Below are 16,389 nucleotides of genomic sequence, written 5' to 3'. Positions count from 1 at the left end.
GGTGATCTTCGCGGACTCCAAGCCCGCGAAGATCACCGCCAACGCATCACAGCGTGCAGTTGATCAATTACCCAACACTTTCTCAGCCGGTGGGTGGCCGCGTCCGAGCACAACGCCGAGCTCCTGGATGCGCTCCACGACCTGCTGCCGGCCCTCGTGGTCACGCCGAACGACGCCGAACGCCTGACCTACCTGGTCCGGCGCGCGCACCGGTCGGAGCGGGCCGACCAGCCCAACCGGTTCGACCCGGCCGGTGCGGCACCACACCCGGCGCACATCAGCCGACTGCTCGACGCCCTCGGCCAGGCCCGAAACAGGCCCGAACTCGGCTTCGGGCAAACCGGCCCCGAAGGACCGACGCGCTGAGCCACCCCTCCCTCACCAGTCCGCCCAGAGGATCGAGACACCCAGCATGGCCGCAAGCCGCACCTCCGCCGACCACGACCCCATCCACGCCACCAGGCCCCTGCAGCGCTTCGAATTCATCCGCAACCGCCCTCCCGTGTCCGCCGATCGGGCGCTGGTCTTCATAACGGCCGCCGGCCAGACGCTCTCCTACCTGCCCAACCAGCAGCCCACTAGGGGCGAGCTCGTGAGCAAGAACTTCCGGGCGCTGTACGAGGTCGAGACGGCCTACCGCCACCTCACCCTCCAGCACCGCCTGCCCAGCAGGGGCGATGCCTTCTTCTTCCACGCCGAGACCGACGTCACCTGGCGCGTGCTCAGACCCGCCGTCGTCGTCGAACGGGGAATCCGGGACGTACGGATCCTGCTGGAGCCGAGGCTGCTCGCCGTCATGCGGCAGGAGACCCGTCGGTTCGACATCGAGCAGAGCGCCGCGGCCGAGGCCGCCGTACAGGACGCGATCATCTTGGCGCAGCTCGGTGAAGCCGACGGCATTGAGGCGACCTGCGTGGTCCGGCTCAGTCTCGACCAGAAGGCGATCGAGCAGTACTCGGCGCTGCGCGGCGTCAACTACGCCAAGGAATACGCCACAACCCAGCACTCGCTCGAAGTCCTCCGCCTGCAGCAGCAACAGCAGTTGACCGAGGATCGAAGCCGGTTCTACGCCACGATGCTGGACGGCGACGACATCGACCGCTGGGCCCTGCACCTCGCGAGCAACCCGCAGGACATCCCTTTGGCGCTGGAAGGAATCCGGGACGACCAGCGCGAAGCCGCCGCCAACCAGATCGCCATCGTTGAGCGGATGCTGGACGCCGGAGTGCTCGAGGACCACATGATGGAGGACGCCGCCAGGGTTGCCGTCAACAGCCTCAAGTCCCGATTGGCGGATGCTGCGGCAGGCCGTACCCGCAAGAAACCGCTCTACCGAGAGAAGCACGATGCCGCTGCTCTGGAGAAGGGTGGATCGGCCCCGGAGCAGCAGTCGTGAACCTCGCGACCACGTCGACGGGCCAGTCGGTCCTTTTGCTCACGGTGGGGTTCGCCATGCTCTCCGGACTGCTCTACGCCCTTGCCCGCTGGGCGGCCGCGCCCGCCCTTCTCCAGCTCTCCACCGCCGTGGAGACAGGGCTGAACCTGGTCGCCACCGCACTGCTCCTACCCGAGTACCTCAGCACCCGGCTGCTGCGCAGGACCACCGGCAGGCCCCCTACCTTCGCGTACACCTACGGCGACGCCGTCTGCGGCCTCACCTGCGCCGCCCATCGTGTCGCAGCGACGCTCCTGTCCGCACTGCACACCGGGGCGTTGCGCATCAATCACCGGGCGGCGGTGGTGATCGGGGTCGGCACGGCAGCGGCCATCGTCGGGTTCTGGTGGTGAGGCAGTGACAACCGGAGGCAGTGACAACCGAGGGGGAACCATGACCCAGGGAACGACAACGCCCGAGAGCACGGGAATCCGTACCGCGGAGCGCCTGCTCGTCGATCTCCGGGACGAGATCGGCCGGGCCGACACCAAGGCGTCCATTCTGATCGCCGCGATGGGAATGAGCAGCGGCGCCCTCGTGAGCCTGATGGCCGGCGCGGACGGCTGGCGCCCCGGACACCTGTCCGGCATCGGCGCGTCCGCCTGGTGGGTCGGCTGTGCAGGATGGACGGCCGCCCTCCTCAGCCTGTTGTTGGCCATCCTGCCGCGCTATCAGCGTCGCTCCTGGTCTGCCGACGGAACGGTCACCCACTTCCAGGACATCCGGGTCGCCGCCCTGGCCGGCGAGCTGTCGGAGGCCCTGCTCCGCACCGACCGCGACCCGCTCCCGGCACTCGTCGACGCGCTCTCCTCGAACTCCAAGATCGTCGCGGCGAAGCACCGGTGGATACGGACCGGCCTGGCCTTCTTCGGGGCAGGGGTGCTGGCCCTGGCACTGGCCGCAGTCATGGGTTGAGGCACCACCTCACTCCATGTGATCCGCCCCGTACTGAAGTCCCCGCCCTGTAGGGTCGTACGGGGACTGTCCCATCCCCGCGCATGATCGATACCGTGGAGGTTGACGGTGCCCGCAGCAGGATCCGCCCCGGTGCCCAAGCCTGGCCCGCAGCGCCCTGCACAGCAGTGGTACCAGGAGCAGCCCTCGCCATACGCGCACGAGCAGGACGCCCTCGACCACATCCGCCGTCTGATGCCGCCCGCCGAGCCGTTCCGGGCCTGGGCCACGTTCTCCTTCACCGCCCGCTCGGGACGGGTCAACGAGTGCGATCTTCTGATCGCAGTGCCGGCCGGCCTGTACCTCATCGAGGTCAAGAGCCACCCCGGTCGGCTGGAGAACATCGGCTCGACGTGGAACTTCCTCGGCCCGGACCGAATGCGGACGATCGACAATCCGCTCCACCTGACCGATCTGAAGTCCAAGGAACTCAAGAGCCAACTCCTCTGGGCCGCCCGCAAACTGGGGATCAGCGAGCGGGTGGTTCCGCGGGTCGAGCCTGCCGTGTTCCTCTCCGCACCCGACCTCAGCAGCCGACTCGACGACGTTCAGCGCATCAAGGTCTACGGCCGCGACGACGTCGCCGGTACCGGGCTCAAGCGCATCTGGCAGGACTTCCTCGGTCTGCCGCCCGACCGTCCGGAGCGTCGGATCACGCCGGAGTTCTCCCGGCACACACTGCAGCAGCTGCTGAAGGCCATCGGCATCAAGCAGTCCAGCGCCCACCTGCGGTTCGGTGACGCCTGGAAGTTGGAGCCCCGCCCTCTGGAAGCCGGCCCGTCCTGGGAGGACCGCCTGGCCAAGCGCGACGACGGCCTGGTCAGCGCCGAAGGCCGGGTCCGTATCTACCTGGTCAGCCAGCAGGCCAGCGAAGCGGCCCAGAAGTCCACCCAGCGCGCGGCCCGCCGCGAGTACGAGGTGCTCCAGGGCATCAACCACCGCGGCATCGCGGAGGCCGTGGAGATCCGCGAGCACCAGGGCGGCCCGGCGATCCTCTTCCGCCACCGCCACACGGACCTCCGCCTCGACCAGTACCTCGATGTCCACGGCGGCCGGCTCACCCCCGAACTGCGCCTGGACCTCGTCCGGCAGCTCGCCGAGGCCATGCGGTATGCCCACCATCGGTCGCTGTACCACCGGGCGCTCTCCGCCCGCTCCGTCTACGTGTCGAGCCGCAAGGACGGCTCGCGCCCCGAGCTGCGCATCACCGACTGGCAGACAGCGGCCCGGGACTTCGACACCACCGCGACCATGATGCGGTCCATCGGCGGCTCGGCACTCGATGCCGCACTCATCGAGGACGCCGCCCAGGTCTACCTGGCACCGGAGACCGACCAGCCGTACGCGGACCCGGCCGACCTCGATGTCTTCGGCCTCGGCGCGGTGGCCCACCTGATCCTCACCGGCCGACCGCCCGCCGCCCAGCGCAGCGGTCTGCTTGAGCGGCTGCGCACGGACTCCGGGCTTCGGCTCTTCGCCGTCGCCGACGGACTCTCCGATGCCTTGGACACCCTGGTCTTCCAGGCCACCCGGTCCGACGTCAACGACCGCCTCGGTTCGGTGGACAACTTCATCGACCTGCTGGACACGGCCGAGCAGGCGGATGCCAAGCCCGCTCCGCTCTCGGCCGCCGCGATCGACCCGCTGGAGGCCCTGCCCGGCCAGGCGCTCGATGGCTACTGGACCGTCGAACGCGTCCTCGGTACCGGCGCGACTGCCCGCGCGCTGCTGGTCGTCCACACGGAGGAGGACGAAGACGGCAAGGTCCACGAGGAGCGGCAGGTCTTCAAGGTCGCCCTCGACGAGGACAAGGCCGAGCGACTTCGTGCCGAAGAACGCGCGCTGAGGATTGTCGGCGGCGGGGCCATCGTCCAGCTTCGCGGCGACGGCCTGCGCGAACTGGGTGGCCGGACCGTCCTGGAGCTGGAGTACGCGGGCAAGGAGTCCCTGGGTGCTCGACTCCGGGCCGAGGGCAAGCTGAGCTACCACCAGCTGGAACGCTTCAGCGAGGACCTGTTCCGCGCTCTCGACCAGCTCGCTGGCAAGGGCGTTCGGCACCGGGATCTCAAGCCGGACAACTTCGGTATCAGCAAGCGCGAGGACCGCGCCTTCGAACTGAAGCTGTTCGACTTCTCCCTCACCGATGCCTCGGACCGGGACGTCAAGGCCGGTACCCGTGGCTATCTCGATCCGTTCCTGGGATCGGTCCGCCGTGCCCACTACGACGACCACGCCGAACGGTACGCCGCCGCGGTCACCCTGCACGAGATGGCCTCCGGAGAGCGCCCCGTGTGGGGCTCCGGCCGGATCGATCCGATCACCAACGAGGATGCCGAGCTCTACATCGCCACCGAGCTGTTCGAGCAAGCCCTCAGCGAGGGCCTGACCGCGTTCTTCCGGCGTGCGCTGCACCGAGACATCGAGGAACGGTTCGACACCCTGCGCCAGATGCAGGACGCGTGGCGCGAGGTGTTCCGCAGTGCCGACTCCGCGCTGCCGCTCAGCACCCCGAAGACCGTCGACACGACTCCGGAGAGCACCGAGGCGGCCCTCGATGCGGCCGCCACGGCAGCAGACGCCTCCACCCTGCTCGATGCCGCCGGCCTCTCCCTGCGAGCCGTGTCGGTGGCCAACGGCCTCGGGGCGTACACCGTCGGCGAGTTGCTGGAAATCCAGCCATACGTGATCTCCAAGGCGCGGGGCGCCGGTTCGCTCGTGCGCAGGGAGCTCAACCGGCGGCGCAAGCAGTGGGCCGTGGCGCTGCGGTACGAGGCTGTGCCGGCCGCGCGGCAGGCGCCGGTCGAGGGCCCTGCCGAGACGGACAGTCCGGCCGGCGCGACCGGCGTCGACGGTGAAATCCAGCAGGTCCTGTCGATAGATGCGATGGCCACGCAGCTCACTCCGACCGCGGTCCGCAAGAACTCCCACCGTGAAGCGGTGATCCGGCTGACACTCGGCCTACCGCCTGAGGAAGGCGGGCTGTCTCCGCTCGGGCCCTGGCCGGTGCAGTCCCGGATCGCGGCCCACATCGGCATCAACCAGCCGCCAGTCTCGCGTCATCACCGCATCGAGATCAAGGAGTGGGCCCAGGCCTCGTGGCTCAACCCCGTCCGCACGGAACTGGTCGAGATCATCGAGGCGGCCGGCCGTGTGATGACCGCTGTGGAGGCCGCCGGGGAACTGCGCGTCCGCCACGGTGCGGCCGATGACACGCCCGAGCGAACGCAGGCCAAGGCGCTCGCCGTGGTGCGCGCGGCAGCCGAGGCGGAACTGTGGGCAGGTGAGGGCGAGGAGGCCCACGAGCCGCGGCTGGCGGTGCACCGGCGCGGGGACACTGTGCTGCTGGCTGCCGAATCGCTTCCCGGCACGGATGACCCCAGCCCGCGCGAACTGGCCGACTACGCCGCCGCCCTGGGTGACACGGCCGAGCGCCTGGCCCACCTCGAGCCGATGCCCGGACGAGCCGCGATCATTCGTGACCTGCGGTCCGTACCGGCTCCGGAGGGCCTGGCCCCGCTCGCCGACACCCGGCTGGTCGCGCTAGCTGCCGCCGTTGCGCCGACCGCGCAGGTCACCCCGCGGCTTGAGCTGTACCCGCGCGACCTGAGCCTGGACCGGGCGCTGCGGATCTCCCAGGCTGCTGCCGGCGTGCGACGGGAGAAAGGCATCACGGTCGACGAGCTGATCGCGCGCCTCCGGGCCCGGTTCCCGGACCTGATTGTTCTGGCCAAGGGCTCCGAGCCGACGTACGTACAGTTCGAGGAGGCTTTCGCCGAGCTTCGCGTGCCTCTGAAGTACGAGCCGGCCAAGGCCTGCTTCGAACCGCCCGCCCTGGAGGTCGCCCCACTGTGGACGTCGACGGGCACCGGCACGAGCATGCTCGGAGTGGGTGGGCCGTGGATCCCGGGTCAAGATGCGCACGCGCCCAAGATGGCCAAGCTGGCGGAGCGCGCGCAGCGCGGCGGGTTCCTCGCAGTCACGGTAAAGGGTGAGAGCCTTCCAGGGGTCGCTGAAGACTTGACCGCTGTCTACCCGGTCGACCGGATCGATCTCGGGCGAGAGTTCATCGACGCGTTCCACGTGCTGGCGTCGGAGACCGGCCAGGACTGGGCCAAGGTCCTACGAGCGGATGCCGCGTCCACCCCGGGGCACATCAAGCCTGGTCTGGCCAAGTTCGTGCGAGCAGTCTGGCAGCGGGTCGAGTCCGTACTGACTGAGCGCGCGGCAGCCTCCCACACAGTGCTCTTCCTGCACAACGCGGGCCTGCTCGCCCGCTACTGGCAGGAGGGAGGCCATGACCTGTTGGTCCGCCTCCAGGCGGCGGCTCGCCGCCCGGCCGACAAGCCACACGGACTGTGGCTACTCTGCCCCGTCGTCACCCGCAGCCAGGCCCCACACCTGGATGGCCGCACCGTCGAGGTCATCGGCGGGGATGGCGAGCTGGTGCATCTGGACAGCGGAGCGGTAGCAGCGCTCAGCAGGTAGTCAAGCGATTCCCGTCAGGAAAGGTCCGCCTGGGCAGCTTCCAGCCTCGCCATGATCTCCTCGGCAAGCACTCGGAATTCCTGGTAGCACGTCTGCACATATTTTTGAGTACTACCCAGGGCTCCATCGGCCGCTTTGAGATCGAACATCGGCTTGCGTGCATCATGAGCCAGCGGCATGAGACTGCGATAGTTTCGCATCGTCGCAATCTCGTACGAGCGGTCTTCGGTGGGCCAGGAACTGTGGCCCAGCACGGCAGTGCCATACACCCAGGGAATGCGCGCGAGCCAGCGTTCATATGCCCGTACAGGCCGGTCCAGACGCATCTCCGGCTGCATGATCACGTACCCGAGTGGCTTCATGCTCGCCGAGGGGGCTGGAATCGTAGAGGGAATCTGCGGGCGCACCAGTCCCTGCCACGTGCGGCGCCAATCCCGCAGTGTGGGGCCGAGGTTGAGCAACCCCTTGAGCGAGAAAAGGTCCGCCGCGAGAGGCATGAGTACGGTGTCCGCGGCGAGGAGCGCCGCCCGGTTGATGGCCCCGAGGTTCGGGCCGACGTCAATCAGGACAAGATCGGCTTCCACCGCCTGGGCCGCCTGCATGATGATGCGGTAAAAGGCAGTCGTCGTACGGATCGCAGCCTGATCGCCGGCATAACTGTTCAGCCACGCGGCAGAGAGCTTGTCCTCGAACTTGCTGAGTTCAAGGTTTCCAGGCAGCAACCACAGCCCCTCCGTCACCGCTACCGGAGTCACATGTGCGATGTCGCCGGTGCCCTCCAGGATCGGCCGGACGGCCTCCGCGATGGTGAACTGCCCATCGGTACGGGTGAAGAGCATGCGCTGCGCCGGGCGGCTCTCCTGGGCAGCCAGCTCCGAGTCCTCTCCCCAGAGTGCCTCGAGCTCCTGCTCATCGAGGATCGCTGCGGTGAGGTTGGACTGGGGGTCCAGGTCGACAGCGAGAACTCGCACACCCTGGCGCTGCAACATGTGAGCGAGGTGATAGGCGAGCGTCGTCTTGCCGACACCCCCCTTGTTGTTGAACAGCGCGACCGAGATCACTGGGCTCTCCTCACCGTGACGAACCACGAGGACTGATCGACGAGGAACTCCGCCTGCGGGTTGCCGTTACGCTCAAGGGCCGCCCGCACACGACCGATCCCGCGGCCGAACCTGTTGACATAGCCCAGCGACTTCATGGCTGCCGCCAGGGAAGGGTTACGGTAGTCGTTCACCCGGTCGAAGTTGTCACTGCGGACCTGTCCGTACGGGCCACCGGGATTGGTCACCTCAATACGGTCTTCGAACCAGGCGATCCGAACCGGCGCGTACGACGTCTCATAGTTCCGGTGCATGATCGCGTTCATGCAGAGTTCGCGCAACGCTTCGATGGGATAGTCGGGACGCTGCTCCTCCCGAAAGCCCGTCGTCCCTACCACCCGGGTATGCAAGTGGCCGCGAAGGATCGTTTCCAACCTGTCGGCGGTGACCACCACATTGTGGCGCAGCTCCTGCTCGTCGATGATCGGCGCATCGAGATCCAATCCCTGATAACGAACAAACTGAACGTACCCGCCGGGGATAAATGCGCTCGGGTCAAAACCGATCACAAGCAGGCCAACCGTGGTGGCCGTCTCATCCAGAGTTGCGAAGCGCAGTGCGGCCAACTGTTGGGCCACGGTCCGCCCATTGTCCTCTAGTACGTCGGGGGCAATCGCAGCTGGCAGGTAGGTAGAACGGAACAGCCCGAGATCCATCTGTTCCAGCCCGGCTCCGACGACAGGGCGGATGTCGTAGGGCCCATCCCCTACACGGCGACGCTCGGCAAGGACACGTTCATCGTCCCGGGTAGCTCGACGCGTGCTCGGGCCTGGGCGTACCCAGACGACACCGTTAAGGCGTACGGGCGTAGCGGCCGAGCCCTCCACCCGAATCCTGATGACGGGCTTGCCTTTAAAGGTGGCAACGGTGACAGTCAGAGACGGCCGTTCAAGAATCTTCCCGTCATCGCGCATATCTGTGAGCGCGAGCAATGCCTGATCACTCAAGTCAATGCCGTCCACAGGCTCGCCGTGGTCATTCACCCCGACCAACAGGTCACCACCGCCGTTCCCCGCGAGATCGTTGGCCATGGCGCAGATAGCCTGACGAATCGCCTCGGGCCGTTTGGCCTGCTGCTTGAACTCAAGGCAGGCCGTCTCCCTGGTGCCGAGGAGGTCAGCTAGATCGGTGTTCATGAGGACATTCTTCACGCTGGGACTGACACGGTCGAAGACATGGGGCAAGTCACCTCATCGTGAGAGCACATGTCGTCACGTCGCGCGGCGGGGAACGCCGCCCTTGCGGCCGACGCCGAAGGCAATGCGGTACACGTCGGGCAGGTCGAGGCGGTGGGCGGTGCGGCGGGTCATGACGCCGAGCTCGACCAGTTGGTCGATCAGTCCCAGATGATCGCTGGTGTCGAGCGGGCCGCTTCGGTGGTCGTCGACGCCGCCCAGCTCGTTGAGCGTGGCGGTGAGCTGGTGTTCCCGCCAGCAGCGCAGGACAGCCGATTCCTCGATGGGCACCTGCAGGCCGTTCAGCGTCTTTATCGCCTCGGCGGCCCAGGGGATGTCCTCGGTGATCTCGTCCGCACGGACCTTCGACGCCTCCTGGACGCCCTGGCGGATGCCGTCGTGGTGGAGGGCGAACTCGTGCCCGGCGTAGGTGTCCCGGGTGACCTCGGCGGCCTTGCTGACAGCCTTGAGGAAGCTGCGGGGGCTCACCTCGCGGTTGCCGTCCTGGAGGTGGTTGGGCAGCCAGGTGTAGGTGTAGCCCTTCTGCTTCGTCGTGCCCATGTAGGGGCCGGCGATGCCGACGAAGATCTCTTCCTGCCGCTCCTTGTTGGCAATCGCCTCGACCGGCGCGACGAACCGGCCGTCGCCCTCGTCCTGCCAGCGGCCGGTCGACGCCCGGAAGCGTGCGGCGTCCTGGCCTTCGACGTTCCCCAGCTGGTGGAAGAGCAGACCGTAGAGGCCCTCGGTGGTCCAGGTGAGGTCGGCCGGATTGGCACCAATCTTGGAGGCGTCCGGGAAGTTCTTGGGCGCGCTGTGGTACATGTCCGGGCGGATGAAGATCTTGGCCCGGATGCGTCGGGTGCGCAGCCTCAGTTCGAGGGCAACTCGAAGGAGGGCTGAAACCAGGGTGTCGGCGACCTTGCGGTCGCTGTGGAGGTGGTCGAGCGCGTCGAAGAGGATCAGCTTGGTGCCGTTGCGGTCGCCCTCGGCGCGGTCGTGCTCGAAGAGTGCCCGGTCATACTCCTCCGGGTTATCGGCGGCCCAACTAACCTTGTCCGCCCACTTTTCAATCGCGATAACCTCGGGCACGCCGAGGGCCACCAGGACGACGGCGTGCCAGATCTCGACTGGATCGGCCTCGTCCTTGAGGAGCTTCTGGATGACACCCGGGCTCGGGTAGCGGTCCGGAGCGGTCGCCGTGCCGAAGCCGGTGGTCGCCGTCGCGCTGCGCAGCCAGGGCATCATGTACGCCGCGGCGGCGATCCCGCGCAACCGCTCGTCGTTCAGCACCTTGAACCAGACGGTCTTGCCGGTACCGCGCGCCCCACGGACGAGGGTGACGTCCGAATCCAGCGCCAGCCGGTGGGTGGCTGGCGTGAAGAGCAGCCGAAGGTTCGGCTCGGCCGAGTCCGCATCGAAGGCGTTGCCGGCGGCAGTGATGAGCAGCTCGCGGCACTCCTCCGTGGAGAGGCTGTCCGTCATCGTGACTCCGGGAGGGGATCGGGGATGATGCGTTCCACCTTCTCAAGGAAGAGCTCGTAGGCACTCTTGATGAGGGGTAGATCTATCCAGTCCCGGTTGCTGGCCGGGTCGAGCGAGACCAACTCATTGCTGAAGAAGATCGGGATGGCGGCGTGCGGCGCGCCCTCGTCCTGCAGGGACGGGTTGAACGCGTCGCGGTCACCCTTCGCAGCATCGTCATAGAGCGCCGAGAGCACATCCAGCGCGTTGCTGCTGACGGTTTCCAGGCGCTCCTCCCAGTCGGTCTGCGGCAGCATCGCAGCCACGATCCGGAGGCGTTCCCGCAGGGCCCGGGCCTGGTCGGGGCGCTGGTTCCACTGGTTGACCAACATGCCGTAGCCGTGCCAGGTGGCCGGGTTGTCGACGGCGAAGAGCAGCGCCATCTGGCACAGCTGGGTGAGGGTGACGGCGGCGATGTCGTGAACGCCAGCTCGGCTGTCGAGCAGGACGATGTCCGGCTGCCGGCTCTTCTTGGCGACCTGCTGTTCGCACGCCGAAATGGCGGCGTCGAGCCGTCGGGCGAACGGGCGCGGCTCGCCGCCGGGGGTGGCGGGCGGAAGGTCGCTGTAGATCCGGTTCAGCTTCGCGAGGAAATCGTAGCCCTCGCGGGGTCGACCACCGGCAGAGGCCAGCCAGACCTCGCCGTTCCCACTCATCGGGAGGACGGAGCTGCGGCAGATGAGCTCCAGGTCGTCCGCGTTGCCGACGGCGTCCTCCACGAGGTGGTCGACGATGCCGTGATCGGGGAGCCCGGCCGGGTCTTCGAGCAGCGCGGAGACGCCCGGCGATTCGAGGTCGAGGTCGACCACGAGTACGCAGCGGCCGAGGTCCGCGAGGCGCCTGGCGAGGACGGTGGTGGCGGTGGAACGGCCGACACCGCCCTTGAAGCCGTAAAGCGCGACGCGTTGCCGCACGTTGGGGTTCTCGACCTGCGGCGTGCGAAGCCAGTCGGCCCCGACAACTGTGCGGTCGAGCAGGCCGAGGCGGCCAGTATTGCTCTCCGGATCCGCTTCGCTACGGATGGCGATGTCTGGGGAGTCGAGCAGGATCTCGGGGGCGAACATCTCGCTGGCAAGCTGAACGGGGTCAAGGCCGGTGAAGGGGTGCGTGTCCCGGACGAACTCCTCGCGGAGGGAGGCGAGGAAGGCCGTTTGCTCGCTGGTGGCGGCGGTGCGATCGTCAACGATCACACTGACGCGACCCATGAGGTCCCGCACGAGGACGACATCACAGCCAGAGCCGACAGCACGCTCGGCGTGATCGATCGCCTTCGTCCAGGCTTCGTCGAAGCGTGCGGGCGGGTTCATATGTGTCCTTTGCTTGCCAGTTCGTACAACGCGCAAAGCCGCCGAGCGGCATCGATGTGCTGCGCCAGTTCGGCAGCCTGTATTCCATTGCCGTCGGCGTAGCGGTCGTGAACGCTCCAGCCGTCGAAGGGGTTCTCATAGATCAGCGACATCAGGTCCGGCCCCACCCGACCGCTCACTATCTGGGTCAGCTCAGGCCAGAGCTCGTTCACATGGCCAAGCTTGGTCCTCGCCCCCGTGGGGTCCATCGGCGGTCCCTTGGGGTTGAACCGGAACCCCAGGAAGTCGATCAGGTAGGCCTTGACGACGCACTCGGCTGCTAATCCTGCGAGGTGATCCGCAGAGCCGGGCAGGCTCTCCTTCGCCAACTTCACCGACGCATGGAAATGCCCACGGCCGGCAGGCCAGAAGGTGTGCTGCTGAGGCGTAGCGGCGGCGGGTGTGGTCACGCGTTCACTTTAGCGGTGGGGTCGCGACGCCGGGAGCTGTTTGTGCGCAGTCTCGCTGGAGCTAGGGCCGGTGGGAGGTTGGCCGAACCTGGCAGGATGGTAGGTCAGGTTCGCTGGGTGTAGTGGCGGGCGGTGTGGCGTGGTGAGATGGATGCGAGGAGCGATGGTCGCGGGCCAGGACGAGCGGACGGGCTTGGACAAGGACGGGCTGCTGCGGGACCTTCGCAAGCAGGTCGTGCTGCTGGAGGACGACCTGCGGGAGCGCAGTGAGTCCGAGGACGAGTTCAGGACGCGGCTGAAGCGCGAGTACCGAAAGGCCCGGGAGGCCAAGCGGACGGCGGCCACGTACGGGGCCTGGCGGGACGAGCGGGTCACGCAGTCTGCGGTGGCGTGGGTGCTGGGCTGTGTGTTCGTGCGGTTCTGTGAGGACAACGGACTCATCGAGGAGCCGTTCCTGGCCGGGCCTGGGAACCGGCTCACGGAGGCGGAGGAGCGGCATGACGCGTTCTTCCGCGAGTTCCCGCACCTCAACAACCGCGACTGGCTGATCGCTGCGTTCAAGCACCTGGCAGAGTCGAACACGACAGCGGCCGGCTTGTTCGATGAGCAGCACAACCCACTGTGGGAGCTGACCCCTAGCTACGAGGCTGCTACTGAGCTGCTGCGGTTCTGGCGCCGGTGGGGCACGGATGGGCAGATCCAGTACGACTTCACGGATCCCGAGTGGGACACCCGCTTCCTCGGCGACCTGTACCAGGACCTGAGCGACCACGCGCGGAAGACGTACGCGCTGCTGCAGACCCCGGAGTTCGTCGAGGAGTTCATCCTTGATTTGACGCTTGAGCCGGCGATCGAAGAGTTTGGCCTCAATCCGGTGTGGGAGTACCCGGAGGGTACGGAGCGGCGGGGGCTGCGGACCATCGACCCCGCTTGCGGATCCGGGCACTTCCTGCTGGGCATCTTCCAGCGGCTCGTGGAAAAGTGGCGCCAGGCTGAACCAGCCACCAACGACTGGGTGATCGTGCGGCGAGCCCTGGAGTCCGTACACGGCTGCGACAAGAACCCCTTCGCGGCCAACATTGCACGTTTCCGACTGCTAGTTGCAGCGATGCGGGTCGCCGACACCCACCGGCTTAAGGACGCACCAGCGTTCCCAATTAGCGTTTCCGTCGGCGATTCACTACTCCACGGGCGCGGCGCGGCGGGAATTCAGGGAGAGCTGGGAACACTCTTCTCGGAAGAAGTGGATAAGGAAGGCAAAGCCTTCACATACTCCACCGAAGACATTGACGAGTTCGCAACTCGCCAGGACCTCCTAGGGCGAGGATCCTATCACGTAGTCGTAGGCAACCCCCCTTACATTACCCCAAAGGACAAGCAAGAGAACGAAAATTATCGAGATTCATACACTTCCGCCGCTGGGAAGTATGCACTTTCAGCCCCATTTGCGCAGAGGCTTTTCGAGCTCGCCATTCGCGGAATTGGCGGCGCAAAGGCCGGCGGCGGATACGTTGGGCAGATTACTGCAAATTCGTTCATGAAGCGGGAATTTGGAAAGAAGCTGATCGAGGAGTTCTTTCGCAACTCTGCCGAAATCTCCCACGTCATCGACACTTCCGGCGCCTTTATTCCCGGCCATGGGACGCCTACGGTAATCCTCATTGGGCGCAACCGCATCCCCAGCCCGGGACGAGACATTCGATCCGCACTCGGAATCAAAGGCGAACCCTCTCAGCCCGAAAACCCTGCCACAGGGAACGTCTGGCGCGCCATTACTGAACAGATCGGAAGGCCGGGAAGCGAGTCGGAATGGGTATCGGTTGAGGATATCCCGAGCGCTAGTTTCTCGACACACCCATGGTCCGTGAGCGGCGGTGGCGCCGGAGAGACATTTTCGGTGCTAGAGAAATCGACCACCCGGCGACTCGGAGCGCTCAGCTATCGAGTTGGAGTTTTCGGCGTACTCGGATCCGACGACGCCATGATTGCCCCACGTCGAGCATTTAGAGCGCATGGCGTAGAAGATTCATACCTGAGTGCCTTTACGGTTGGCGATGAGGTCCGAGACTGGACGTCATCCTCGGAAAACTCTGTCCTATTTCCGTATAGCTCCACGCATGAGCTGCAATCATTCCATCACAGCTCTGGCATCGCACGGTGGCTCTGGCCCCTTCGAACCGAGCTGGGAAATAGGGCTACTTTTGCGCGGCGCACCTACTTTATCGAAGGCCGCCCCTGGTATGAGTGGCACCAACTTCCGAAAGACGAGGGAGCGAATTCCCGAACGATAATTTTCTCGTTCGTAGCAACACATAACCACTTCACCTTGGATCGAGGCGGCAGAGCGTTCAATCGATCTGCGCCTATGATCAAGCTGCCCGAGCGGGCGAGCGAGGATGAACATCTGGGGCTGCTGGGACTTCTCAATTCGTCGACGGCTTGTTTCTGTCTGAAGCAAGTCAGTCAAGCCAAGGGCGGAACAGATAACTCCAGCGGCGGAGGGAACCGCTGGACTCCAGAGGCTTGGATTGATCGCTACGAGTTCACAGGGACCAAGCTGCAAGAGTTTCCGCTCCCACAGAAGCTGCCCCTTGAGCTTGGCGGCGTTCTCGACACGCTCGCGCAAGAGGTGGCTCTAGTGGAGCCACCTGCCGTATGCGAGACAACGGTCCCATGTCGCAAAGAGCTGGATCTCGCTCGGGCGAAGCACAGGCTAATCCGTCGACGGATGATTGCACTTCAGGAGGAACTGGATTGGGAGGTCTACGGCCTCTACGGGCTGTTGACTGAGAAGGAGTCCGGGCGCCTCACTGCGCCATCTCCCGATCCGGAAACCGTTCCCGAAGTGAAGCTCGGGGAGCGGGCGTTCGAGATTGTGCTGGCGCGCAAGGTGGCAGCAGGCGAGGCTGAGACGGCGTGGTTCGAGCGGCACGGTTCTACGCCGATCACGGAGATGCCCACCCACTGGCCGGAGTGGTACCGCGAAATCGTTCAGGCGCGCATCGACACCATCGAGAGTCGCCGGGATATCGCCCTCATCGAGCGGCCCGAGTGCAAGCGGCGCTGGTCCACTGAACCTTGGGAGAAGAAGGAGAAGGCTGCCCTGCGTACGTGGCTGCTGGACCGCTGCGAGAACGAGCACCTCTGGTTCGTCATGCGCGACGGCATGAAGCAGCCTCGCCGCCTCACCGTGAACCAGCTCGCGGACGAGCTGCGTGACGACGCCGATGTGGTGTCGGTCGCCCAGCTCTATGCGGCCGACCACCTCGGCAAGCCCGACCTGTCGCTCACGCAGGTGCTGGCCGAGGTCGTCGCGGACGAGCACGTGCCGTACCTCTCCGCTATGCGCTACAAGGACTCCGGTCTGCGTAAGCGTGAGCAGTGGGAGTTCGTCTGGGAGGAGCAGCGCAAGGAGGACCGTACCGGCAAACGGCTGGACATCCCTGTCCCGCCGAAGTACACATCCGCCGACTTCCTCAAGGCGTCGTACTGGTCGCAGCGCGGCAAGCTCGACGTTCCCAAGGAGCGGTTCATCTCCTACCTGGAGGCGAGCCCCGATGGTGACCCCACCGTCCTGCTTGGCTGGGCAGGCTGGGATCACAAGGATCAGGCTCAGGCGCTGATCAACCTCATCGAGGACCGCACAGAGCAAGCAGCCTGGGGCACCGACCGGATCCTGCCCTTGCTCGCCGGCCTCCACGAGATCATGCCGTGGGTCCGGCAGTGGCACGGCGAGTACGACGCCGAGTGGGGCACTGTCCCTGCCGACGACTGCGAGGCGTACCTCTCGGAGCAAATGGCCAAGCACCGGCTCACGTCTGAGGACTTGAAGGCTTGGCGACCGGAGCGGAAGACCCGTGGGCGCAAGCCTGCCGCCAAGAAGCGCGCAGCCGAGCAGCCTGCGTTGGACGAGGAGTAGCAAAACGAAGGCGGGGTCCCAGCCCTTGCTGGGACCCCGCCTCA

The 16,389-nt window shown here is 66.3% G+C and carries 11 protein-coding genes; 6 read left to right on the top strand and 5 right to left on the bottom strand.

Features of this window, described 5'->3' with window-relative positions:
• Positions 1-93 precede the first annotated feature (93 nt).
• From ABZW03_RS10600 to pglW, 5 genes are all read left to right on the top strand, one after another.
• Positions 94-366, top strand: a complete 273-nt coding sequence (locus tag ABZW03_RS10600) for a hypothetical protein (protein WP_355254727.1) — start codon at positions 94-96, stop codon at positions 364-366.
• Positions 367-412: 46 nt separating this feature from the next.
• Entirely contained in the window at positions 413-1,396 is a 984-nt protein-coding gene (locus ABZW03_RS10595) for a hypothetical protein (protein WP_355254725.1), read from the top strand.
• A 56-nt stretch (positions 1,397-1,452) separates the two neighbouring features.
• Positions 1,453-1,788, top strand: a complete 336-nt coding sequence (locus ABZW03_RS10590; RefSeq protein WP_355254723.1) for a hypothetical protein — start codon at positions 1,453-1,455, stop codon at positions 1,786-1,788.
• Positions 1,789-1,828: 40 nt separating this feature from the next.
• Positions 1,829-2,350: a Pycsar system effector family protein gene (locus tag ABZW03_RS10585; protein WP_355254721.1), complete on the top strand. Its 522-nt coding sequence runs from the start codon at positions 1,829-1,831 to the stop codon at positions 2,348-2,350.
• A 132-nt stretch (positions 2,351-2,482) separates the two neighbouring features.
• Positions 2,483-6,874 carry a BREX system serine/threonine kinase PglW gene (gene pglW / locus ABZW03_RS10580; protein ID WP_355254719.1) on the top strand — a complete coding sequence of 1,464 codons (4,392 nt, stop codon included), beginning with the start codon at positions 2,483-2,485 and terminating at the stop codon, positions 6,872-6,874.
• 14 nt (positions 6,875-6,888) lie between these two features.
• Here pglW and ABZW03_RS10575 read toward each other — a convergent pair whose 3' ends face one another.
• The 5 genes from ABZW03_RS10575 to ABZW03_RS10555 all read right to left on the bottom strand — a co-directional run bounded on the left by ABZW03_RS10575 (position 6,889) and on the right by ABZW03_RS10555 (position 12,426).
• Positions 6,889-7,935 (bottom strand): AAA family ATPase, encoded by a 1,047-nt coding sequence (locus tag ABZW03_RS10575; protein WP_355254717.1) that lies wholly within the window; start codon positions 7,933-7,935, stop codon positions 6,889-6,891.
• Positions 7,932-9,110 carry an ATP-binding protein gene (locus ABZW03_RS10570; protein ID WP_355254715.1) on the bottom strand — a complete coding sequence of 393 codons (1,179 nt, stop codon included), beginning with the start codon at positions 9,108-9,110 and terminating at the stop codon, positions 7,932-7,934. Before ABZW03_RS10570 ends, ABZW03_RS10575 begins: the two co-directional genes overlap by 4 nt.
• A 75-nt stretch (positions 9,111-9,185) precedes the next feature.
• Positions 9,186-10,631 carry a hypothetical protein gene (locus ABZW03_RS10565; RefSeq protein ID WP_355254713.1) on the bottom strand — a complete coding sequence of 482 codons (1,446 nt, stop codon included), beginning with the start codon at positions 10,629-10,631 and terminating at the stop codon, positions 9,186-9,188.
• Entirely contained in the window at positions 10,628-11,977 is a 1,350-nt protein-coding gene (locus tag ABZW03_RS10560) for a P-loop NTPase (protein ID WP_355254711.1), read from the bottom strand. The genes ABZW03_RS10565 and ABZW03_RS10560 overlap by 4 nt, the downstream gene beginning before the upstream one ends.
• Positions 11,974-12,426 (bottom strand): hypothetical protein, encoded by a 453-nt coding sequence (locus ABZW03_RS10555; protein ID WP_355254709.1) that lies wholly within the window; start codon positions 12,424-12,426, stop codon positions 11,974-11,976. The genes ABZW03_RS10560 and ABZW03_RS10555 overlap by 4 nt, the downstream gene beginning before the upstream one ends.
• 163 nt (positions 12,427-12,589) lie before the next feature.
• On the opposite strand from ABZW03_RS10555, the gene pglX reads away from it, so the two are divergent.
• Positions 12,590-16,345 carry a BREX-2 system adenine-specific DNA-methyltransferase PglX gene (pglX, locus tag ABZW03_RS10550; protein WP_355254707.1) on the top strand — a complete coding sequence of 1,252 codons (3,756 nt, stop codon included), beginning with the start codon at positions 12,590-12,592 and terminating at the stop codon, positions 16,343-16,345.
• Positions 16,346-16,389: the final 44 nt, after the last annotated feature.

This window comes from Kitasatospora sp. NPDC004799 (assembly GCF_040609095.1).
In the GTDB taxonomy this organism is placed as follows: domain Bacteria; phylum Actinomycetota; class Actinomycetes; order Streptomycetales; family Streptomycetaceae; genus Kitasatospora.
This window is presented reverse-complemented; position numbering and strand designations above follow the sequence as displayed.